At 72.2% G+C, this 20,070-nt stretch carries 21 protein-coding genes and 1 pseudogene; 19 read left to right on the plus strand and 3 right to left on the minus strand.

Annotated features, from left to right (window positions below):
- Window positions 1-129: 129 nt before the first annotated feature.
- From ACWD4J_RS08680 to ACWD4J_RS08710, 7 genes are all read left to right on the plus strand, one after another.
- A complete protein-coding gene (locus ACWD4J_RS08680; protein WP_451394574.1) occupies window positions 130-879 on the plus strand; it encodes an NADPH-dependent F420 reductase in 750 nt (249 codons plus the stop codon).
- A gap of 97 nt (window positions 880-976) precedes the next feature.
- Window positions 977-1,735 carry a dienelactone hydrolase family protein gene (locus ACWD4J_RS08685; protein WP_451394575.1) on the plus strand — a complete coding sequence of 253 codons (759 nt, stop codon included), beginning with the start codon at window positions 977-979 and terminating at the stop codon, window positions 1,733-1,735.
- A 74-nt stretch (window positions 1,736-1,809) separates the two neighbouring features.
- Window positions 1,810-2,643 carry a M55 family metallopeptidase gene (locus tag ACWD4J_RS08690; protein WP_451394576.1) on the plus strand — a complete coding sequence of 278 codons (834 nt, stop codon included), beginning with the start codon at window positions 1,810-1,812 and terminating at the stop codon, window positions 2,641-2,643.
- Window positions 2,636-3,979 carry a M20/M25/M40 family metallo-hydrolase gene (locus ACWD4J_RS08695; protein ID WP_451394577.1) on the plus strand — a complete coding sequence of 448 codons (1,344 nt, stop codon included), beginning with the start codon at window positions 2,636-2,638 and terminating at the stop codon, window positions 3,977-3,979. The genes ACWD4J_RS08690 and ACWD4J_RS08695 overlap by 8 nt, the downstream gene beginning before the upstream one ends.
- A gap of 13 nt (window positions 3,980-3,992) precedes the next feature.
- Window positions 3,993-5,993, plus strand: a complete 2,001-nt coding sequence (locus tag ACWD4J_RS08700) for an LpqB family beta-propeller domain-containing protein (protein WP_451394578.1) — start codon at window positions 3,993-3,995, stop codon at window positions 5,991-5,993.
- A gap of 31 nt (window positions 5,994-6,024) precedes the next feature.
- Complete coding sequence (locus ACWD4J_RS08705; protein ID WP_451394579.1) at window positions 6,025-6,948, plus strand: S66 peptidase family protein; 924 nt, start codon at window positions 6,025-6,027, stop codon at window positions 6,946-6,948.
- A 227-nt stretch (window positions 6,949-7,175) separates the two neighbouring features.
- Window positions 7,176-7,418, plus strand: a complete 243-nt coding sequence (locus tag ACWD4J_RS08710) for a lipopolysaccharide assembly protein LapA domain-containing protein (protein ID WP_451394580.1) — start codon at window positions 7,176-7,178, stop codon at window positions 7,416-7,418.
- Between the two features lie 41 nt (window positions 7,419-7,459).
- Here ACWD4J_RS08710 and ACWD4J_RS08715 read toward each other — a convergent pair whose 3' ends face one another.
- Window positions 7,460-8,068 (minus strand): histidine phosphatase family protein, encoded by a 609-nt coding sequence (locus ACWD4J_RS08715; protein ID WP_451394581.1) that lies wholly within the window; start codon window positions 8,066-8,068, stop codon window positions 7,460-7,462.
- Window positions 8,069-8,357: 289 nt separating this feature from the next.
- Between ACWD4J_RS08715 and ACWD4J_RS08720 the strand changes: the two genes are divergently transcribed.
- On the plus strand, window positions 8,358-9,023 hold the full coding sequence (locus tag ACWD4J_RS08720) for a response regulator (RefSeq protein WP_451394582.1): 666 nt from the start codon (window positions 8,358-8,360) through the stop codon (window positions 9,021-9,023).
- Window positions 9,020-10,123 (plus strand): sensor histidine kinase, encoded by a 1,104-nt coding sequence (locus tag ACWD4J_RS08725; RefSeq protein ID WP_451394583.1) that lies wholly within the window; start codon window positions 9,020-9,022, stop codon window positions 10,121-10,123. Before ACWD4J_RS08720 ends, ACWD4J_RS08725 begins: the two co-directional genes overlap by 4 nt.
- Before the next feature lie 46 nt (window positions 10,124-10,169).
- Here ACWD4J_RS08725 and ACWD4J_RS08730 read toward each other — a convergent pair whose 3' ends face one another.
- Window positions 10,170-11,135, minus strand: coding sequence for an aldo/keto reductase (locus ACWD4J_RS08730; RefSeq protein ID WP_451394722.1), 966 nt, complete (start codon window positions 11,133-11,135; stop codon window positions 10,170-10,172).
- 157 nt (window positions 11,136-11,292) lie between these two features.
- Between ACWD4J_RS08730 and ACWD4J_RS08735 the strand changes: the two genes are divergently transcribed.
- Window positions 11,293-11,907 carry a GNAT family N-acetyltransferase gene (locus ACWD4J_RS08735; RefSeq protein ID WP_451394584.1) on the plus strand — a complete coding sequence of 205 codons (615 nt, stop codon included), beginning with the start codon at window positions 11,293-11,295 and terminating at the stop codon, window positions 11,905-11,907.
- Between the two features lie 72 nt (window positions 11,908-11,979).
- Window positions 11,980-12,183 carry a DUF5709 domain-containing protein gene (locus tag ACWD4J_RS08740; protein ID WP_451394585.1) on the plus strand — a complete coding sequence of 68 codons (204 nt, stop codon included), beginning with the start codon at window positions 11,980-11,982 and terminating at the stop codon, window positions 12,181-12,183.
- A gap of 10 nt (window positions 12,184-12,193) precedes the next feature.
- On the opposite strand, the gene ACWD4J_RS08745 is transcribed toward ACWD4J_RS08740, so the two are convergent.
- Window positions 12,194-12,547, minus strand: a complete 354-nt coding sequence (locus tag ACWD4J_RS08745; protein WP_451394586.1) for a VOC family protein — start codon at window positions 12,545-12,547, stop codon at window positions 12,194-12,196.
- 109 nt (window positions 12,548-12,656) lie between these two features.
- Here ACWD4J_RS08745 and ACWD4J_RS08750 point away from each other — a divergent pair, with 109 nt between their 5' ends.
- From ACWD4J_RS08750 to ACWD4J_RS08785, 8 genes and pseudogenes are all read left to right on the plus strand, one after another.
- Window positions 12,657-13,163: a phage holin family protein gene (locus tag ACWD4J_RS08750; protein WP_451394723.1), complete on the plus strand. Its 507-nt coding sequence runs from the start codon at window positions 12,657-12,659 to the stop codon at window positions 13,161-13,163.
- Window positions 13,164-13,212: 49 nt separating this feature from the next.
- On the plus strand, window positions 13,213-14,226 hold the full coding sequence (locus ACWD4J_RS08755) for an SDR family oxidoreductase (RefSeq protein ID WP_451394587.1): 1,014 nt from the start codon (window positions 13,213-13,215) through the stop codon (window positions 14,224-14,226).
- A 305-nt stretch (window positions 14,227-14,531) separates the two neighbouring features.
- Window positions 14,532-15,875, plus strand: a complete 1,344-nt coding sequence (locus ACWD4J_RS08760; protein ID WP_451394588.1) for an NAD(P)/FAD-dependent oxidoreductase — start codon at window positions 14,532-14,534, stop codon at window positions 15,873-15,875.
- Window positions 15,853-17,709, plus strand: coding sequence for a transketolase (locus ACWD4J_RS08765; protein ID WP_451394589.1), 1,857 nt, complete (start codon window positions 15,853-15,855; stop codon window positions 17,707-17,709). The genes ACWD4J_RS08760 and ACWD4J_RS08765 overlap by 23 nt, the downstream gene beginning before the upstream one ends.
- Before the next feature lie 227 nt (window positions 17,710-17,936).
- Window positions 17,937-18,395: pseudogene (ligD, locus tag ACWD4J_RS08770) on the plus strand (non-homologous end-joining DNA ligase LigD); the annotation flags it as partial.
- Between the two features lie 98 nt (window positions 18,396-18,493).
- Entirely contained in the window at window positions 18,494-18,811 is a 318-nt protein-coding gene (locus ACWD4J_RS08775; protein WP_451394590.1) for a gas vesicle protein GvpO, read from the plus strand.
- 48 nt (window positions 18,812-18,859) lie between these two features.
- Window positions 18,860-19,306, plus strand: a complete 447-nt coding sequence (gene gvpJ, locus ACWD4J_RS08780; protein ID WP_451394591.1) for a gas vesicle protein GvpJ — start codon at window positions 18,860-18,862, stop codon at window positions 19,304-19,306.
- Entirely contained in the window at window positions 19,303-20,067 is a 765-nt protein-coding gene (locus ACWD4J_RS08785) for a GvpL/GvpF family gas vesicle protein (RefSeq protein WP_451394592.1), read from the plus strand. Before gvpJ ends, ACWD4J_RS08785 begins: the two co-directional genes overlap by 4 nt.
- Window positions 20,068-20,070 lie beyond the last annotated feature (3 nt).

Genomic DNA, 20,070 nt, shown 5'->3' on the forward strand with positions numbered 1-20,070 from the left:
CGCCGATCCTGGCTTGCAGTGTCGACACTGGGTCGCTAGCGTGACACTCAGTTTCATGTTTAGTGCTCAACTTCGCCCTGTGATCGAGCAGCCCTCTGAAGTCGCCCTGTGGAACGGAGACACGAGACAGTGACCAAGACCCTCGGACTCATCGGCAGCGGCATGATCGGCGGCGCGCTGGCCCGTCTCGCGGTGGCCGCCGGTCTGGACGTCGTGGTGAGCAATTCCCGCGGCCCGGAGACCCTCGCCGACCTCGTCGCCGAACTCGGTGCACACGCCCGCGCGGCCACGCCCGGCGAGGCCGCGCGGGTCGGGGACCTGGTCGTGGCGACCATCCCCCTGAATGCCTACGCGCAGCTCCCCGCCGCCGCCCTGGCCGGCAAGACAGTGATCGACACGATGAACTACTACCCGGAACGCGACGGCCGCCTCGCCGAGCTGGACGCGGACGAGGTGACCTCCAGCGCCCTGGTGCAGCGGCACCTCGCCGACTCCAGCGTGGTGAAGGCGTTCAACAACATCGACTTCCGCCGCCTGCTCACCAGCGCCCGGCCCGCCGGCGACCCCGACCGCAGCGCGCTCCCCGTCGCGGGCGACGACCCGGCCGCCAAGCAGCAGGTGAGCACGATGCTGGACGCCCTCGGCTACGACGCGGTGGACATCGGCACCCTGGCCGACAGCTGGCGCAGCGCGCCCGGCACCCCGGTCTACGTCCTGCCGTACATGGCGGAACGGCCGGCAGGGCTGAGCCAGGAGGAGGCGGGGCGCTGGTTCTTCGAGACGCCGGGCGTCCCGGTCCCCGCCGCACGCGTGAAGGAGCTGACCGACGCCGCCGTCAGGGGCCCGGCGGGCGGATCCCGCATGACGATCACCGACTGAGCCCGGCCCTTCCGGCTCCCGCAGGGAAGGTTCCCTGGAAATCCGCAGCCACGATTCCGCCGCGACAGCCACGATTCCGCCACGACGAAGAGAGACCATGAGCACCGCTGTACACGGATCATCCGTCGACATCCCCACCCCGGACGGAACCGCCGACGCCTACCTGGCCCTCCCCGACGACAACACTCCGCACCCCGCCGTCCTGCTCTACATGGACGCCTTCGGGCTGCGCCCGCACCTGAAGAAGATGGCGGACCGCATTGCCTCGGCCGGCTACACCGTCCTGGTCCCCAACGTCTTCTACCGCCACGGCCGCGCGCCCCTGGTGCAGCTGCCGGAGTTCATCAACCCGGCAGAGCGCCCGGAGATCATCCAGGCCCTCCGCCCGGCGGCGCAGACGCTGACCCCCGAGGCGGCCATGCGGGACGCCCGCGTCTACCTCGACTGGCTGGGCGGCTCACCCCTGACGACCGACGGCCCGGTGGGCGTCACCGGCTACTGCATGGGTGCCGGCCTGGCCCTGCGCACCGCCGGCACCTACCCGGACCGGGTCGCCGCCGCGGCCGGCTTCCACGGTGCGTACCTCGCCACCGACGCGCCCGACAGCCCCCACCTGCTCGCCGACCACATCACCGCCGAGCTGTACTTCGGCCACGCCGACCAGGACGCCACCCTGCCCCCGGAGCAGATCGGCCGCCTCGACAAGGCCCTCAGCGCAGCGGGCGTCCGCCACCGCACCGAGGTCTACACCGGCGCGCACCACGGCTTCACCCAGGCCGACACCGCGATGTACGACGCAGACGCGACGGAACGCCACTGGACTGCTCTGCTGGACCTCCTCGGCCGCGCTCTCTGACTGCACGCGCACCGGGGCGGACCGTCCTGTCGCGTCCTGGCCGGTTCCCATCCCGGCGCGTAACGTGACGCGACATGAAGATCCTCATCAGCGCCGACATGGAGGGTGCCACGGGCGTGACCTGGCCCGCCGACGTGCTGCCGGGCACCGCCCAGTGGGAGCGGTGCCGCTCGATGTTCACCTCGGACGTCAACGCCGCCGTGCTCGGGTTCTTCGACGGCGGCGCCGAGGAGGTGCTCATCAACGAGGCGCACTGGACCATGCGCAATCTGCTCCTCGAACGCCTCGACGAGCGGGCGCAGATGCTCACGGGCCGCCACAAGGCGCTGTCCATGGTCGAGGGCGTGCAGCACGGCGACGTCGACGGGGTCGCGTTCGTCGGGTACCACACCGGGGCGGGCATGGAGGGCGTCCTCGCGCACACGTACCTCGCCAACTCCATCACCGGCGTGTGGCTGGGCGGAGTCAGGGCGAGCGAGGGTCTGCTGAACGCGCATGTCGTCGCCGAGTTCGGTGTGCCGGTGGTGCTCGTCACCGGCGACGACCTGACCTGCGAGGACGCTCTCGGGTACGCACCAGAGGCGCTCAAGGTGGCCGTCAAGGACCATGTGTCGCGGTACGCCGCCGTGTGCCGTACGCCCGCGCGTACCGCCGCCGAGATCAGGGCCGCGGCGAAGCAAGCGGCTCCACTCGCCGTGCGCCACGAGCCCGTCCAGGGCGGGCCGTTCACCGTGGAGCTGGAGTTCGACGCCGACCATCTGTCGATGGCGGCCACCGTGGTGCCGGGCGTGGCGGTCTCCGGCGAGCGGAAGGTGGCCTACACCCACGAGACCATGTACGAGACCATTCGCACGTTCAAGGCGGTCACCACGATCGTCTCGGCCGCGATGGAGGAGCAGTATGGCTGAGCAGGTGGATCAGCAGGCGCTGGACGAGGTCGTCACCTTCACGTCCGACCTCATCCGGATCGACACCACCAACCGGGGCGGCGGCGACTGCCGGGAGCGGCCCGCCGCCGAGTACGCGGCGGAGCAGCTGGCCGGGGCGGGACTCGAGCCGGTGCTGCTCGAGCGCACCCCGGGCCGTACGAACGTGGTCGCGCGTCTCGAAGGCACCGATCCGTCCGCCGACGCCCTGCTCGTCCACGGCCATCTGGACGTCGTACCGGCGCAGGCCGAGGACTGGACCGTGCACCCGTTCTCCGGGGAGATCCGCGACGGCGTCGTCTGGGGCCGGGGCGCGGTCGACATGAAGAACATGGACGCGATGATCCTCGCCGTCGTACGCCAGTGGGCGCGAGCGGGGGTGCGGCCCCGACGTGACATCGTGATCGCCTTCACCGCGGACGAGGAGGCCAGCGCCGCCGACGGCTCCGGCTTCCTCGCCGACGAGCACGCAGGCCTCTTCGAGGGCTGCACGGAGGGCGTCAGCGAGTCCGGTGCGTTCACCTTCCACGACGGCCAGGGCAACGAGCTGTACCCGATCGCGGCGGGGGAGCGGGGCACCGCCTGGCTCAAGCTCACCGCGCGCGGCCGGGCCGGGCACGGATCGAAGATCAACCGTGAGAACGCGGTCATGCGCCTGTCCCGGGCCGTCCTGGACATCGGCAGCCACGCGTGGCCCCTGCGGCTCACCCCGACGGTGAAGGCCGCGCTGCGCGAACTCGCCGCCCTGTACGGCATCGACACCATCGACGGGCGCCCGCTCGACGTCGACGACGAGTCCTTCGACGCGGACGCCCTCGTCGAACGGCTCGGCAGGGCCGCCGCACTCGTCGAGCCGACACTGCGCAACAGCACCAACCCGACCATGCTGGACGCCGGTTACAAGATCAACGTCATCCCCGGAGAGGCCACCGCCTACATCGACGGCCGCTATCTGCCCGGCACCGAGGACGAGTTCCGCGCCACCCTCGACAAACTGACCGGGCCCGACGTCGACTGGGAGTTCCACCACCGCGAGGTGGCCCTCCAGGCCCCGGTCGACTCGGCGCTGTTCGCCGGGATGCGGGCGGCGGTCGAGGAGTTCGCGCCCGGCGGGCGCGTGGTGCCCTTCTGCATGCCGGGCGGCACGGACGCCAAGCAGTTCTCCCGGCTCGGCATCACCGGCTACGGGTTCGCGCCGCTGAAGCTGCCCCAGGGCTTCGACTACGCCGCGCTCTTCCACGGCGTGGACGAGCGCGTACCGGTCGAGGCCCTGCACTTCGGCGTCCGCGTCCTCGACCGCTTTCTGCGCAACGCCTAGGGGAGTGGGGGACATGGCGGAGACCCGGCCGTACGGATCGTGGCCGTCGCCGATCGGCGCTGACCTGGCAGCCGCGCACGACGGGCAGCCCGAGTACGTGGGCTGGGTCGGCGCCGAGGCGTGGTGGACCGAGCCCCGCCCCGAGGAGGGCGGACGTCGCGCACTGGTGCGGCGGCGGGCCGAAGGCCGCGAGGAATCGGTGCTGCCCGCCCCCTGGAACGTGCGCAGCCGCGTCATCGAGTACGGCGGACGGCCGTGGGCCGCCGCCGAGCGTCCCGAAGGACCCTTGCTGGTGTTCGTGAACTTCGCGGACCAGCGGCTGTACGCCTACGAGCCCGACTCCCCCGGCGCCGAGCCCCGCCCGCTCACGCCCCTCTCGCCGGTCGGTGGCGGGCTGCGCTGGGCCGATCCGGGCGTGCACCTCGACCGGGGCGAGGTCTGGTGCGTACTGGAGGAGTTCACCGGGGACGGGCCGGCCGATGTGCGGCGGGTCGTCGCCGCGGTGCCGCTCGACGGTTCGGCCGCCCGGGACCGCGGCGCCGTGCGCGAACTCTCCGACGACCGGCACCGGTTCGTCACCGGCCCGCGCCTCTCGCCCGACGGCACGCGCGCCGCATGGCTGGCCTGGGACCACCCCCGGATGCCGTGGGACGGGACGGAGGTCCTGCTCGCCGATGTCACGGCGGACGGCACGTTCGGCGACGCGGTGTCCGTCGCGGGCGGTCCCGAGGAGTCCATCCCGCAGGTGGAGTGGGCTGCCGACGGGCGACTGCTGTTAGCGAGCGACCGTTCCGGCTGGTGGAACCTGTACCGGACAGCCCTCGACGGCAGCGGCGTCACCCCGCTGTGCCCGCGCGACGAGGAGTTCGGCGGTCCGCTGTGGAAGATCGGCCTCACGTGGTTCGCGCCGCTCGACAGCGGGCTGATCGCCGTCGTCCACGGCCGGGGCGCCACCGCCCTCGGCGTGCTCGACCCCGAGACCGGTGAGATCGTCGATCTCCAGGCCGGCCCGCATGCGGCAGGCCCCTGGACCGAGTGGGCACCGACCCTCGCCGCGCACGACACCCGCGTCCTCGGCGTCGCCGCAAGCCCCCGCACCTCGTACGAGGTCGTGGAACTGGACACCGGAACCGGCCACGCCCGGGTGATCGGTGCCGCGCACGAGGACCCCGTGGACCCCGCGTACCACCCGGCACCGCGGATCCGCACCTTCACCGGGCCCGGCGGCCGCGACATCCACGCCCACATCTACCCGCCGCACAGCCCCGGCCATGTCGCGCCCGGCAACGAACTGCCGCCCTACGTGGTGTGGGCGCACGGCGGCCCCACCGGCCGCGCCGCGCTCGTCCTCGACCTGGAGATCGCCTACTTCACCTCACGCGGCATCGGCGTCGCCGAGGTCAACTACGGCGGGTCCACCGGGCACGGGCGCGAGTACCGCAACCGGCTGCGTGAGCAGTGGGGCGTCGTCGACGTCGAGGACTGCGCGGCCGTCGCTCTCGCCCTCGCCGACGAGGGCACCGCGGACCGGCACCGGCTCGCGATCCGCGGCGGCAGCGCGGGCGGCTGGACGGCGGCCGCCTCGTTGACCAGCACCGGCGTCTACGCCTGCGGCACCATCATCTATCCCGTCCTCGACCTCGAAGGCTGGGCCTCCGGAGGGACCCACGACTTCGAGTCCCAGTACCTGGAGTCGCTGATCGGGCCGCTCGCCGACGTGCCCGGACGGTACGCGGAGCGGTCGCCGCTGGAGCACGCCGACCGGATCACGGCGCCCTTCCTGCTCCTGCAGGGACTGGACGACGTGATCTGCCCGCCCGCCCAGTGCGAGCGGTTCCTCGCCCGGATGGAGGGGCGGGGCGTCCCCCACGCGTACATCGCCTTCGAGGGCGAGGGGCACGGGTTCCGGCGCGCCGACACCATGATCCGTGCCCTGGAATCCGAACTCTCCCTGTACGCCCAGGTCTTCGGCCTGGACGTGCCCGGCATCCCGACCCTGGAGCTCAGCAAGTGAACCGTCCCGCCTTTGTCAGGGTGTGCGTCGCGTGAACCCTCTGACGCGCCCCGCCCGGCTCGCCCCCGGCGCCCGTGTGGCTGTCGTCGCGCCCAGCGGGCCGGTGCCCGAGGAACGGCTGGGGGCCGGTCTGGACATCCTGCGGGCCTGGGACCTGGACGTCGTCGTGGGGCCTCACGTCCTCGACCGGCACCGGGACTTCGGCTACCTCGCGGGCACGGACGAGGACCGGGCCGCCGACCTCCAGAACGCCTGGTGCGATCCGTCCGTGGACGCGGTGCTGTGCGCCCGCGGCGGCTACGGCGCCCAGCGCATGGTGGACCTGCTCGACTGGGACGCGATGCGTGCCGCGGGCCCCAAGGTGTTCCTCGGGTTCAGCGACATCACCGCGCTGCACGAGGCGTTCGCGGCACGGACGGGGCTCGTCACCCTGCACGGGCCGATGGTCGCGGGCGTCGACTTCCTCAAGAACACGCGGTCGCAGGAGCATCTGCGGGCCACGCTCTTCGAGCCCGAGAGCACCCGGACGATCGCATCGCCCGGCAGGGCACTGGTGCCCGGCCGCGCGCACGGCGTCACCCTGGGCGGCTGCGTCAGCCTGCTCGCCGCCGACCTCGGCACACCGTTCGCACGACGCTCCGCGCCCGGCGGCATCCTCATGATCGAGGACATCGGCGAGGAGGCGTACCGCCTCGACCGGATCCTCACGCAGTTGCTGCGCGCCGGATGGCTGGACGGTGTCGCCGGGATCGCGCTCGGTTCATGGGTGGAGTGCGGGCCGCCCGAGGAGGTGCGGGCCGTGTTCGCCGACCGGCTGGGCGGGCTCGGGGTGCCGGTTCTGGAGGACTTCGGATTCGGGCACTGCGAGGGCGCGCTGACGGTTCCGTTCGGGGTGGCGGCCGAACTGGACGCGGACGTCGGGACTCTGACGCTGGATGCGCCGGCGCTGGTGTGACGTGTCGGCCAGCCGGTCGTCCGCGGCTGACGTCACCCGTTCGGGGTAGGCCGGGGGGCCACCCCCGTACGGGGCAGACCGGGGGGCACTCCCGTACGGGGCAGGCGCTGGGGCACCCGTATGGCCCCTGGTCCTACTCCGCTGGAACGTCCACCGCGCGGTAACCCCGGTCGGCCGTACATGCTGGTCGGGGAAGCCGGACGACCCTCCGATGGAAGGGGCCACACATGAGCCCGAGGAGCTCCGGGGGCGGTGGCATGCGTGGTTCGGGCGGCTCGGCGGTGACGGTCGGCAGGATCGCCGTCTTCGTGCTCGCGGTTCTCGGCCTCGTGTTCATCTTCCAGAACACCCAGAGCACCAGCATCCGGCTGCTGATCCCCGTGGTGGTCATGCCGCTGTGGCTGGCGCTGCTCGGCACGGCCGTCGTCGGCGCCCTCTGCGGGGCCCTCTTCCTGAGGAGGCGACGCTGAGCCTCACAGGAGTCGCTGGGCCCCGGAGGTGCCGCCGGGCCTCAGGACGCGCCGACGACCACGTCCGTCCGCGGGTGACCCTCGCTCACACAGTGCAGGACCGGCTCGAGCCGGATGGTGCGGAAGCCGCCGCTCGACGTGAGGCAGACCGTGGACAGGGCCGGCACGTCGAGATGCCAGAAGGCCCGTACCGCTGCGCCCTGGGCGTGGAGGAGCAGCGCGCGGACGGCGGCCTCGTCGACGACGGCCAGTGCGTGTCCCGTCTCGGGGTCCAGGTTGTTCAGCCAGTTCGCCGTCCGCCGGCACAGTCCGCGTACGGACTCACCTCCGTGTGGCGCGGCGTCCGGGTCCGTGAGCCATGCGTGGTACCCGAAGGGGTCGTCGGCGACGACTTCGCTGACGATGCGGCCGGTCCACTCTGCGTGGTCGAGACCGCGGAGCGCGGGTTCGACGACCGTGTCCAGACCGAGGGCGTCGGCGAGCTGCGTGCAGCGGGCCGACGGCGCACGGAAGGCGGGTGAGTACAGGGGGAGCGCTCGGGCGGCGCCTGCTTCGAGCAGAGCTCGCTCGTTCAGAGCACCCTCGCCGAAGACCGCATCCCTTGAGGCGTCCCAGGTGCTCGCACACAGCAGTGTCAGGCGGACCGTCATATGACTGACCTCCTTCCCGGCCCGGCGTGGTGCCGGGTGGTCGGGGCGGGCCTGTCCGCCCGGGTCACTCGGTGTCGTCCCGGGCTGCACGGCCCCTGATACGTCGCACGTCATGTCCACAAGGGTCCGCGAAGCATGCGGCTTCAACCATCCGGCAAGTGTCCAGAACCGCCCCCGCCGACCGGCTGGTCCGCACCCGCCGCCCGGCCGGACCGGGTGTCGGGCGCCCGCGGGGCGCCGCGCCGCGTGGTACGAATCGGACAGTGGTCCGACGGCGAGTGGAGCACGCGTGGTCCGGGTAGTGGTGGTCGACGACGAGGCCCTGATCCGTACGGGCTTCCAGCACATTCTCGACGCGGCGGACGACATCGAGGTCGTGGCTGCGGTGGCCGGCGGCCAGGCCGTCCGGGCGGTGCGGGAGACACACCCCGACGTCGTGCTGCTGGACATCAGGATGCCTGACGTGGACGGACTCACCCTCCTGACCGACCTCCGCCGCCTGCCCGAGCCGCCGGTGGTGGCCATGCTCACGACGTTCGACATGGACGAGTACGTCGAGACGGCGCTCCGCTCGGGCGCCTCCGGGTTCCTGCTCAAGGACACCGACCCCGAGGAGCTGCCCTTCCTGGTGCGCGCCCTCGCCGCCGGCGGCACCGTACTGTCGTCCAAGGTCACCCGGACGGTCGTGGACGGCTACCTGGGGGCGGGCGGCCAGGAGACCGCGGCCCGGGGCCTCGACCGGCTGACCGACCGGGAGCGGGACGTGCTCGTCCTCATCGCCGAGGGGCTGTCCAACACGGACATCGCCACCCGGATGCACCTGAGCACGGGCACGGTCAAGGACCATGTGAGCGCCATCCTCACCAAGCTGGAGGTGGGCGGCCGCGTCCAGGCGGCCCTGCTCGCCGAGCGGGCGGGCTTCCTCAAGCCGCCGCGGGACGAGGAGGCGGGATGACCTCGCGCCGCCTGACCGCCCTGCTGCCCGACGCCGCCTTCGTCGCGGCAGCACTGATCGACGTCTGGGTCAACGTCGACTTCGCCGAGTCGCTGCGCATTGGCTGCGCCCTCACCGCCGCCTCCGCGCTGCTGCTGCGACGGCGCCTGCCGCTGCTCACCTTCGTGCTCACGATGCCGTCCGTCATGCTCTCGGACGCGATCTTCGCCGCGCTGGCCGCGCTGTACACGCTCTCCTCGCTCAGCCGCAACCGCGTCCTGCTGGCCGTCTGCGCCCTGGCGCTCACGCTCGGCGACATGACGTCGTTTCCGTCGCCGAACCTCGACCTCTTCCACCCACCGACTCTCATCACCCTGGTCTACACCGCGGCGACCGCGGTGGCTCCCGTCTTCCTGGGCCAGCTCGTCCAGGTCCGGCGCGATCTGTCGCTGAGGCTGGCCGAGATCTCCGAGGCGCGCGACCACGAGCGGCTGCTGACCGCGCAGGCCGTGCTGGCCAAGGAGCGCGCACAGCTGGCCCGGGAGATGCACGACGTGGTCTCCCACCAGGTCAGCCTGATCGCGGTGCGGGCCGGGGCGCTTCAAGTGGGTACGCGGGACGCGGAGGCCAAGGAGGCGGCGGCGACGATCCGGCGGCTGAGCGTGCAGACCCTGGACGAGCTGCGGCACATGGTCAGCGTCCTGCGTGACTCGGGGGGCCGCCTCACGGAGCTGACTCCGCAGCCGTCCCTGGCCGATCTCCGGCGGCTGGTCGACGGCAGCGGCATCGAGGCGGAGCTGGTGACGCACCTGCCGGCCAGCCTTCCGCCGACCGTTCAGCGCGCCATCTACCGCACCGTCCAGGAAGCGCTGACCAACGTGCGCAAGCACGCCCCCGGCGCCACCGCGACGGTCCGCATCGCCCACAAGCGCGGCGCCGTCCGCGTCACCGTCACCAACAGCGCACCGACCAGACCGCCGTTCCCGCTGCCGAGCGCGCGCTACGGCCTGGTGGGCTTGCGGCAGCGCGCCGCCCTCCTCGGCGGCACGGTCACCTCGGGGCCGACGTCCGACGGCGGCTACGAGCTCTGCCTGGAACTGCCCGCCGCGGGTACGGCATGACCGAACGCACACGGCGGGTTCAGGGACGCGCGACGGCACGCGCCTTTCAGGCGTAGAAGTTGCGCTGCCACCTGTGCTTGGCCAGTACGGCGAGCTGGTCGGCGGTGAGCGGACGCCCGTCGCTCAGGGCGGTGTTCCGCTCGACGTTGCGTACCGTGCGCATGCCCGGGATGACGGTGGAGACCGCCGGTGAACTCAAGCCGTACCGCAATGCGTACTCCGCGATCTCGTCGGGTGCGATGCCGAGGTCGGCGACGATCGCGGCCACCCGCTGTTCGACCTGTGCCGGGCGGTCGTCACGGAAGTAGTGGTTGCGCCAGTCGCCCTCGGGGAACGTGGTGCCGGACGTGATACGGCCGGTGAGACCGCCCTCGTCCAGCGCCACCCGCACGATGACGCCGACGCCGTGCTCCTCGCAGGCAGGCAGCAGCGCGTCGGCGGGTGCCTGGTCGAAGATGTTGTAGATGACCTGGACGCTGTCCACTACACCGCTGCGTACGAGCGCGAGTGCGTTGTCGGGCTGGTGGTCGTTGATGGAGACGCCGAACAGGCCGATCTTCCCCTCCTGCTTCAGCTCGGCGATCGTCTCCAGCCAGTCGCCGCGGCCGACCCATTCATCGCTCCAGACGTGGAACTGCAGCACGTCGAAGTGGTCCAGGCCGCTCACGCGCAGGCTGGTCTCCAGGCTTTCGCGGATGTGCTCGCCCGGGAACGTCTCGGCCGGGTCCAGGCCGTCGGGCGCCGGCCAGACGCCGTTCTTCGGCGGCACCTTGGTCGCCACACGCACCTCGTCGCCGGCCCGCTCGCGGACCACGCGGCCGACGATCCGCTCGCTCTCGCCGTAACCGCGCGCGGTGTCGATGAAGTTCACGCCGAGGTCGATGGCGCGGTGCAGGGCGCGCACGGACTCGTCCTCCGAGGCACCCACCCAGCCGGACTCGCCGATACCCCACGCGCCGTAGCCGATCTCCGACACGGACAATCCACTACGTCCCAGCTCGCGGTAGCGCACCGTCATCCTCCACGTCATGGTTCTCTGCCCGGCCGGGCCGGGGCTTCCGGCAGGAAGCGCGTCGACGATAAGCGATCGGGGCGAGGGTGGCACAAGGGTTTTGAGGCGGTTCTGGGGAGTTCCGTCCGGAAGTCCGCTGATCGGTTAGAACTGACCGGTGACGCAAACGATTCCTTCCCTCGTTCCCTGCGTGCTCAAGCCGGCGGACGGCCTCGTGCTGCGGCCCTTCGAAGAGGCCGACGAACCAGCCGTCGCGGAGGCGTTCCGCGACCCCGGGATTCTCCACTGGGCCGTCGGCAGGGCGGTCGTCGCAGCGCCCGAGGCCGAACGGGCCGCGATGTGGCTGAGGCCCCGCATCGTCGGCTGGGAGATCGGCAGCGCGGCCTTCGCCGTGACCGACGCCTCCGACGGCACACTGCTCGGCTCCGTCGGCGTGCGCGATGTCAACCGGTTGCCGGACCAGGCCGTCCTCGGCTACTGGGTGACGCCGCAGGCCCGTGGCAGAGGTGTGGCGACATGCGCCCTGGACGCGGCGAGCCGCTGGGCGTTCGGTGCGCGCGAGAAGGGCGGGCTCGGGCTGCACCGCCTCTCGCTCGACCACGCCCTCGTCAATCCGGCCTCGTGCCGGGTCGCGACCAAGGCGGGCTTCCGGCTGGAGGGCACCATGCGGGACTTCTACGTGGACGCGGACGGACAGCGCCACGACTCCCATCTCCACGCCCGGCTCGCGACAGACGGGTCACCCGGTGCCGCTGCGGGCGCCGCGCCGTGACGACTACCCCGCGCCGGCCTGGGCACCCGGGAGCCGCACGCACACCCGACCGTACCGAAGGAGGCGGTCGCCGTGACCACGCCGCACGATCCGCACGATCCGGGAGCCGATCCGGAGGACGAACCGGCCGGCCTGCTCTACGACGAGCCGGACCCCGACCTTCCGCCGGAGCAGGACGTGTACTCCCAGGAGGGCTCGGCCGGCGGCCTCTCGGCGGAGGAGGCCGCGGTCCGGGTCGAGCTCGACGCGGACTTCGAGGACGACGAGTTGATGTGACCGTCACCGGCTACATCACGGTGCGCCGGTCCACGTACTCGAAGACCGCCCCGTCCGGGTGCAGGGCTATCAGATTGCGGCCCGCCGGGGTGGCGAGCGGGCCGGCGAGGATGCGGGCGCCCGAGGAGCTCAGCACGTCGCAGGCCTCGTCGACGTCCTGCACCGCGATCGTCGCCGACACCTTCCGCAGCACCTCGAGTTCCTGCTCGGGGCCGCTCATCAGCAGGAAGCAGCCGACCGCGGCGACCGACACGCCCCCACGCTCGAAGCGGAGGGCTCTGCTGCCCGCTATCCGCTCGTAGAAGGGGACCGAGGCCTCCAGGTCCTCGACGCAGATACGGAGCGTGGTTCCCAAGATCTCCATACGGGCGAGCCTAGTTGGGGCCGGCCCGGGGCGAGATCGATTCGGGCGATCTTCCGCCAGGGCGGCGTTACACGCCCAGCCGCCCGGGTACCCGGCCGCCATGAACCGCTTGGATCGTCTGGATCATCTGGAGCACCTGGACAAGGGACTGATCGACGAGCTCGCCCAGGTCGCCCGCGAAACCGTGCGCGACGAACTGCGCGAGCAGAGCAGGAAGCGGCGCCGCACCGCCGCGCTGTACGCGGGGTCCGGGGCCGCGGCGCTGTACGCGGGCGCCGCCGTCGCACTGGCCGTCGGACTCGCGCTGGCCATCGCCCTGCCCGGCTGGGCAGCCGCCCTGATCACCGCCGCGCTGCTCGCCGTCGCCGCCGTCGTGCTGCGCAACACGGCACGGCCCTCGGCGAATCGCCCCACTCCCGAGCGCCTCGCAGAAGCCGAGCGCGCCGGTGAGACGCCCGGCACCTCCTACGGCCTGCACGCCCCGCCGGTCGTACCGCCCACGGGCGGTACAGGTCTGCCTCCGGTGCCGCCGCCTCCCATGCCGCCCACTCCCGGCGTGCCGCCGTCCCCGGGCAGCGGCGCGACCGGGCCCGAGGCTCCGCACCACAGGGCGTAGTGAGCCACGAGGTGTGAGCGAGTGACCGAGCGATGAGGGCCGGCGAGTGATGAGGATCGGCAGCCGCAGGACCGTCGTGGTGACCGGCGCCAGCGCGGGCGTCGGCCGCGCGGCCGCCCGCGCCTTCGCCGCCCGGGGCGACCGGGTCGCCCTGCTGGCCCGCGGCCGCGACGGGCTCGCCGCGGCCGCCGACGAGGTGCAGCGCGCGGGCGGCGAAGCGCTCGTCGTGCCCGTCGACATGGCGGACCCCAAGGCCGTGGAGGACGCCGCGGAGCAGGTGGAGGAGACGCTGGGGCCCATCGACGTCTGGGTCAACAACGCGTTCGCCGGCGTCTTCGCGCCCTTCATGGAGATCAGTGCCGACGAGTTCCGCCGGGTCACCGAAGTGACGTACCTGGGGTACGTGTCGGGCACGCGGGCCGCCCTGCGCCATATGCTGCCGCGCGACCACGGCACGATCGTCCAGGTCGGCTCCGCGCTCGCCTACCGCGGCATTCCGCTGCAGACGGCGTACTGCGGTGCCAAGCACGCCATCCAGGGCTTCAACGAGTCACTGCGCTGCGAACTACTGCATCAGGGCAGCAGGGTGCGTACGACGATGGTGCAGCTGCCCGCGGTCAACACGCCCCAGTTCGACTGGGTGCTGGACCGGCTGCCACGCCGGGCGCGCCCCGTCGCGCCCGTCTACCAGCCAGAAGTGGCCGCCCGCGCCATCGTCCATGCCGCCGCGCACCCGCGGCGCCGCGAGTACTGGGTGGGCGGCTCCACCGCCACCACCCTCGTCTCGAACGCGTTCGTCCCCGGGCTGCTCGACCGCTATCTGGCCCGCACCGGCTACGACGCACAGCAGTCCCCGGACCTGCCGCCGCCCGACACGGCCAACCTGTGGGCCCCGGCGGACGGGCCGCACGGCCACGACCACGGCGCGCACGGCCGGTTCGACGAGGAGGCGCGCTCCGCCGGGCTGCAGGAGTGGCTGTCCCGCAACCGCGCGCGGGTGGGCATGGGGCTGGCCGTCGGCGCTGCGGTACTGGCGGGGCGCCGGGTGACGCGGATCTGCTGAACCGCTTGAGGGCTGCCTCAGGCGCCGGGCCGCAGCGGCAGATCGCCGAAGGTGAACAGCACCCTGGTGCCTCCGGTTCGGCCGTCACCGGGCGGCCGTGTTCGCCCAGCGCGGGTGCGAGGGCGTACAGCCGGATCCCCCCGGGGCCGCGGCGGGTGCCCGCGACGTTTGCCGACCCCCTGCGGGGGGACGCGGAAAGCGCTGCGGCCGCCGTCCCATGGCCGCCGCGGCGGACGGCGCCGCCTACCGGAGCCGCAGCCGTGTTCCCGTCCTCCATTCCCGACAAGACCGTGGCGGAGGCCCCTGTGAGCCGATCCCGAGTCCTCATCGTCGGAGCCGGATTCGCCGGCTACCGGACCGCCGGCACCCTGTCCCGCCTGACCCGCGACAAGGCCGACATCACCCTGCTCAACCCCACCGACTACTTTCTGTATCTGCCGCTGCTGCCGCAGGTCGCCGCGAGCGTCCTCGAACCGCGCCGGGTCACGGTCTCGCTCGCCGGCACCCTCCCGCACGTACGACTGGTGCTGGGCGAGGCCGACGGCATCGACCTGGACCGGCGCACCGTCCGCTACCAGGGCCCGGAGGGCGAGCACGGCGAGCTGTCGTACGACCGGCTGGTGCTCGCCGTCGGCAGCGTCAACAAGCTGCTGCCCGTCCCCGGCGTCGCCGAGCACGCGCACGGCTTCCGCGGTCTGCCCGAGGCGCTGTACCTGCGTGACCACGTCACCCGTCAGATAGAGCTGGCCGCGATCGACTCGGACCCGGCGATCTGCCGCGCCCGCAGCACCTTCGTCGTGGTCGGCGCCGGCTACACCGGAACCGAGGTCGCCGCGAACGGCCAGCTGTTCACCGACGATCTGGTGCGCCGCCATCCGCTGCGCGCGGGCATACGCCCCCGCTGGATGCTGCTCGACATCGCGCCCCGTGTGCTGCCCGAGCTCGACCGCCGGCTGTCCGACACCGCCGACCGCGTGCTGCGGGAGCGCGGCGTGGACGTACGCACGCGCACGTCCGTGAAGGAGGCCACGCGGGACGGGGTCCTGCTCGACGACGGCGACTTCGTCGACACCCGCACCCTCGTCTGGTGCGTCGGCGTACGGCCCGATCCGCTCGTCGGCGACCTCGGAAAGCCGCTGGAGCGCGGACGGCTGCTCGTCGACCCGTTCCTCAACGTGCCAGGACACCCAGACGTGTTCGCGTGCGGCGACGCGGCCGCGGTGCCCGACCTGTACAACCCCGGCCGCTACACGACGATGACCGCACAGCACGCCTGGCGGCAGGGCAAGGTCGCCGCCCACAACGTCGCCGCGTCCCTCGGCATGGGCGAGCGGCGCGCCTACCGCCACCGCCCCGTGGGCTTCACCGTCGACCTCGGCGGGGTGAAGGCCGCCGCCAACCCCTTCGGCATACCGCTGTCCGGCCCGCTCGCCGGGGCCGTCACCCGCGGCTACCACCTGGCCGCCATGCCCGGCAACCGCGTCCGGGTCGCCGCCGACTGGCTCCTCGACGCCGTACTGCCCCGCCAGTCGGTGCAACTCGGCCTGGTGCGCTCCTGGTCCGTGCCGCTCGACACCGCGTCACCCGAACTCGCCCGCCTGCCCGGACCCCCCAGGGAGGAATCGCATGACCACCACGAAGACACGTGAACTGACCGCCCTGGCACAGCAGTTGCGTGTCGACTCGGTCCGCGCCGCCGCCGCTGCGGGCTCCGGCCATCCCACCTCGTCGATGTCGGCCGCCGACCTGATGGCCGTCCTGCTGGCCCGCCACCTCCGCTACGACTTCGAGCGGCCCGAACACCCCGGCAACGACCGCTTCATCCTCTCCAAGGGCCATGCCTCGCCGCTGCTGTACGCCGCGTACAAGGCCGCCGGAGCGATCAACGAGACGGAGCTGCTCACCTTCCGCAGGCTCGGCAGCCGCCTCGAAGGACATCCGACACCGCAGCGGCTGCCGTGGGTGGAGGTGGCCACCGGGTCACTCGGACAGGGCCTGCCCGTCGGCGTCGGCATAGCGCTGTCCGGCAAGCGACTCGAGCGGATCGGCTACCGCGTGTGGGTGCTGTGCGGCGACAGCGAACTCGCCGAGGGCTCCGTCTGGGAGGCGGCCGAGCACGCCGGGCACGAACACCTGGAGAACCTCACCGCGATCGTCGACGTCAACCGGCTCGGCCAGCGCGGCCCGACACGGCACCAGTGGGACCTCGACTCCTACGCACGCCGGTTCCAGGCCTTCGGCTGGCACACCATCAAGGCCGACGGCCACGACGTCGACGACATCGACCGCGCCTACGCCGAGGCCCGCTCGACCCTGGGGCAGCCCACCGCGATCCTCGCCAGGACCGTGAAGGGCAAGGGCGTCCGGTCCGTCGAGAACCGGGAGGGCCTGCACGGCAAGCCGCTGCCGGACCCCGAGGAGGCCATCGAGGAGCTCGGCGGAGTGCACGACGTACGCGTGGACGTCCAGTCGCCGCCGCCCGCACGGATGCTGCACTCCGTGCGCACCGGCCACCTCGAGCTGCCGCGCTACGAGACCGGCGACAAGGTGGCCACCCGCGACGCCTACGGCCAGGCGCTCGCCGCGCTCGGCACGGCCCGCGGCGACGTGGTGGCCCTGGACGGCGAGGTGAGCGACTCCACGCGCTCCGAGTTCTTCGCCAAGGAACATCCCGAGCGGTTCTTCGAGTGCTACATCGCCGAACAGCAGATGGTCGCCGCCGCGGTCGGTCTTGCCGCGCGCGGCTGGGTGCCGTACGCGTCGACCTTCGCGGCGTTCTTCACGCGCGCCTACGATTTCGTCCGCATGGCCTCGATCAGCGGCGCCGACATCAATCTGGTCGGCTCGCACGCCGGGGTCGCCATCGGAGCGGACGGGCCCTCGCAGATGGGTCTCGAGGACCTCGCGATGTTCCGCGCCGTCCACGACTCCACCGTGCTCTACCCCTGCGACGCCAACCAGGCCGCGCACCTCGTCGCGGCGATGGCCGAGCAGCGCGGAGTGAGCTATCTCCGTACGAGCCGGGGTGAGATGCCCGTCGTCTACGGGCCCGGCGAGGAGTTCCCCGTGGGCGGCAGCAAGGTGCTGCGGATGTCCGACGCCGACCGGCTGACGGTCGTCGCGGCCGGGGTGACCGTCCATGAGGCGCTGGCGGCCGCCCGTCTGCTGGCGGACGAGGGCATCGCGGTGCGGGTCATCGACCTCTACTCGGTCAAACCGGTCGACCGCCGTACGTTGCGGGCGGCCGCCGAACGGACGGGGTGTCTGCTCACGGTCGAGGACCACCGGCTGGAGGGCGGGCTCGGGGACGCCGTCATGGACGCGTTCGTGGACGGCGGTCCGGTGCCGAGGATGGTGCGGCTCGCTGTTCGTACGATGCCGGGGTCGGCTGCTCCGCGGGAGCAGTTGCATGCAGCGGGTATCGACGCTCAGTCGATTGCGGCGGCTGTGCAGCTGCTGGTGGAGCAGGCTGTGGTGAGGTAGTTCTTCCCCTTCCCCAAACCCGCCCCTTCCCGCTGTGTCCGATATGCGGCTCCGCCGCGTGGGGGGCTCCGCCCCCGGCCCCCCGAATCGCCCTTCGGGCTCGTCCTCAAACGCCGGACGGGCTTGAACAAACAAACGCCGGACGGGATCACATCGTGAACACCGCCGTCAGCGCTGCCAGGCCGACCATCAGCCGCGCACACCGTGTGTCAGGACACGGCCACTCTGAACTGCTCGACGAGCTGAGGCTGCCGTCCGCCCTGATGACCACCGGTTCCCGTGGCCTGCACGTCGTCGTGCCGGTCGGCGGAGACCATGACTTCGACGAGGTCCGGGCGTTCGCCAAAGCCGTCGCCGACGCCCTCACCGACGCCCATCCGGACCGGCTCACCACCGCCGCCCACAAGATGGACCGCGGCGATCGGCCCTACCTCGACGTACAGCGCAACGGCTACGCACAGACCGCTGTGGTGCCGTATACCGTCCGTGCCCGGCCGGGTGCGCCCGTGGCCGTGCCCCTCGCCTGGAGCCAGCTCGACGACCCGGCCGTCGACTCCCGTCACTGGACGATCAAGGATGCGGTGGAGCAGGCCCGCAGCGATCCGTGGGCCGGACTGCCGCGGCGCGGACGTGCGCTCGGGCCGGCCCGGCGCGGGCTGAGCGGACCGGCACGCACGGCGGACTGAACGGGCACGAGGCACGGCCGGCCGGACCCTTGAAGGTTCGTCCCTATTTCGACTGGTTTGGCCCCATTCCCGCTGGCCACTCGGAGCGAGAGGTGGCCATGGGGAACACACCGAACAAGCGACAACCCGGAGCGGCGGGCGACCTGCCGGGCCCGATGGAGGTGCTGCGCGACGCGCGCGCCCAACTGGAGGAGCTCACCGGTATGACCGCCGAGTCCGTCTCGTCCTGCGAGCGGACCGACGACGGCTGGAGCCTGGAGATCGAGGTGCTCGAGCTCGAGCGGGTGCCCGACACGATGAGTCTCCTGGCGAGCTACGCGGTGGACCTCGACCCGTGGGGCGAGCTCCGCGGCTACCGGCGCGTCCGCCGCTACGAACGCGGGAGGGCCGACGCACACCGCTCCGGCGGCCGCTAGGCGGCCACCCGCGCCGATACCGAAGACGGACAAGGAGGACCGGTCGTCATGACCGTAGTCCCGGCAACACAGACCGGAGGCGGAGGCGGCACCAGCGGCCTGTACGACGTCCTGGAGCTCGTCCTCGACCGAGGACTCGTCATCGACGCCTTCGTGCGTGTCTCGCTCGTCGGCATTGAAATTCTCAAGATCGATGTGAGGGTCGTCGTCGCCAGTGTCGACACCTATCTGCGCTTCGCGGAAGCCTGTAACCGGCTCGACCTGGAAGCCGGCAGGAAGGCCCGGCCTGGGCTGCCCGAGATCGTGGGACAGGTCACCGAATCAGGCGCGCGCCGGAAGACGAAGGGGGCGCTGGCCGGCGCCGCCCAGACCGTGCAGGACGCGATCGGTTCGGTCCGCGAGAAGGCCGAGGAGGCGGCGGCCGACGCCAGGAGCAGCAGGAGGGCGAAGGAGGCTTCCGAGAAGACGGTGAAGAGGGAGGAGGAGCAGGAGTGAGCACCTACGTCTACGGCATCGCTCGCCGCGCCGGCCGGTCGCTCCCGGACGGGATGGAAGGCATCGGAGCCCCGCCGCGCCCGGTGCGGATCGTCGCCGAGGGCGAGCTCGCCGCGATCGTCAGCGACGCGCCCGAGGGGCTGCGGCCCAAACGGAGCGACCTGCTCGCCCACCAGAGGGTGCTGAGCGAGGCGGGCGCCGGCGGTCCGGTGCTGCCCATGCGGTTCGGCAGCATCGCCACCGACGACGACGCAGTCCGGCATGTGCTCCAGGAGCGTGCCGAACACTACGATGAGCGGCTGAGGTCCCTCGACGGAATGGACGAGTACAACGTCAAGGCCGTGCACAACGAGGAGGCCGTGCTGCACCGCGTCATGGCGGAGAACCCGGAGATCCGCGCCATGACAGAGGCCAACCGCAAGGCGGGCGGCGGGAGTTACGAGGACCGGCTGCGGCTCGGGGAGATGGTCGTGGCCGCACTGCAGACGCGGGAGGCCGACGACGCCGTCGAACTGCAGCACACCCTGGAACCGGTGGCCGAGGCCATCAGCGTCGGTCCGGAGTCCACCGGCTGGGTGGCCAACGTGTCGTTCCTCGTCGACCGCGACTCCGCCGAGCAGTTCCTGGCCGCGGTCGAGGAGGTACGCAAGGCGCATCCGCATCTGGAGCTGCGTGTCAACGGCCCGCTGCCGCCGTACAGCTTCGTCGAGCCCGGACCGTCCGAGCACGCCGAGGCCGCGGCGACCACGACCGCGGAGTGAGCG

The sequence above is a fragment of the Streptomyces sp. NPDC002577 genome, from assembly GCF_053594815.1.

Excerpts from the sequence above, each read along its gene's own strand:
- ACWD4J_RS08710 (WP_451394580.1), top strand. The coding sequence starts at position 7,176 with ATGAGCCCGAGGAGCTCCGGGGGCGGTGGCATGCGTGGTTCGGGCGGC.
- ACWD4J_RS08745 (WP_451394586.1), bottom strand. The coding sequence starts at position 12,547 with ATGGAGATCTTGGGAACCACGCTCCGTATCTGCGTCGAGGACCTGGAG.
- ACWD4J_RS08765 (WP_451394589.1), top strand. The coding sequence starts at position 15,853 with ATGACCACCACGAAGACACGTGAACTGACCGCCCTGGCACAGCAGTTG.
- ACWD4J_RS08775 (WP_451394590.1), top strand. The coding sequence starts at position 18,494 with ATGGGGAACACACCGAACAAGCGACAACCCGGAGCGGCGGGCGACCTG.
- ACWD4J_RS08695 (WP_451394577.1), top strand. The coding sequence starts at position 2,636 with ATGGCTGAGCAGGTGGATCAGCAGGCGCTGGACGAGGTCGTCACCTTC.
- ACWD4J_RS08715 (WP_451394581.1), bottom strand. The coding sequence starts at position 8,068 with ATGACGGTCCGCCTGACACTGCTGTGTGCGAGCACCTGGGACGCCTCA.
- ACWD4J_RS08755 (WP_451394587.1), top strand. The coding sequence starts at position 13,213 with ATGAGGATCGGCAGCCGCAGGACCGTCGTGGTGACCGGCGCCAGCGCG.
- ACWD4J_RS08690 (WP_451394576.1), top strand. The coding sequence starts at position 1,810 with ATGAAGATCCTCATCAGCGCCGACATGGAGGGTGCCACGGGCGTGACC.
- gvpJ (WP_451394591.1), top strand. The coding sequence starts at position 18,860 with ATGACCGTAGTCCCGGCAACACAGACCGGAGGCGGAGGCGGCACCAGC.
- ACWD4J_RS08685 (WP_451394575.1), top strand. The coding sequence starts at position 977 with ATGAGCACCGCTGTACACGGATCATCCGTCGACATCCCCACCCCGGAC.
- ACWD4J_RS08700 (WP_451394578.1), top strand. The coding sequence starts at position 3,993 with ATGGCGGAGACCCGGCCGTACGGATCGTGGCCGTCGCCGATCGGCGCT.
- ACWD4J_RS08725 (WP_451394583.1), top strand. The coding sequence starts at position 9,020 with ATGACCTCGCGCCGCCTGACCGCCCTGCTGCCCGACGCCGCCTTCGTC.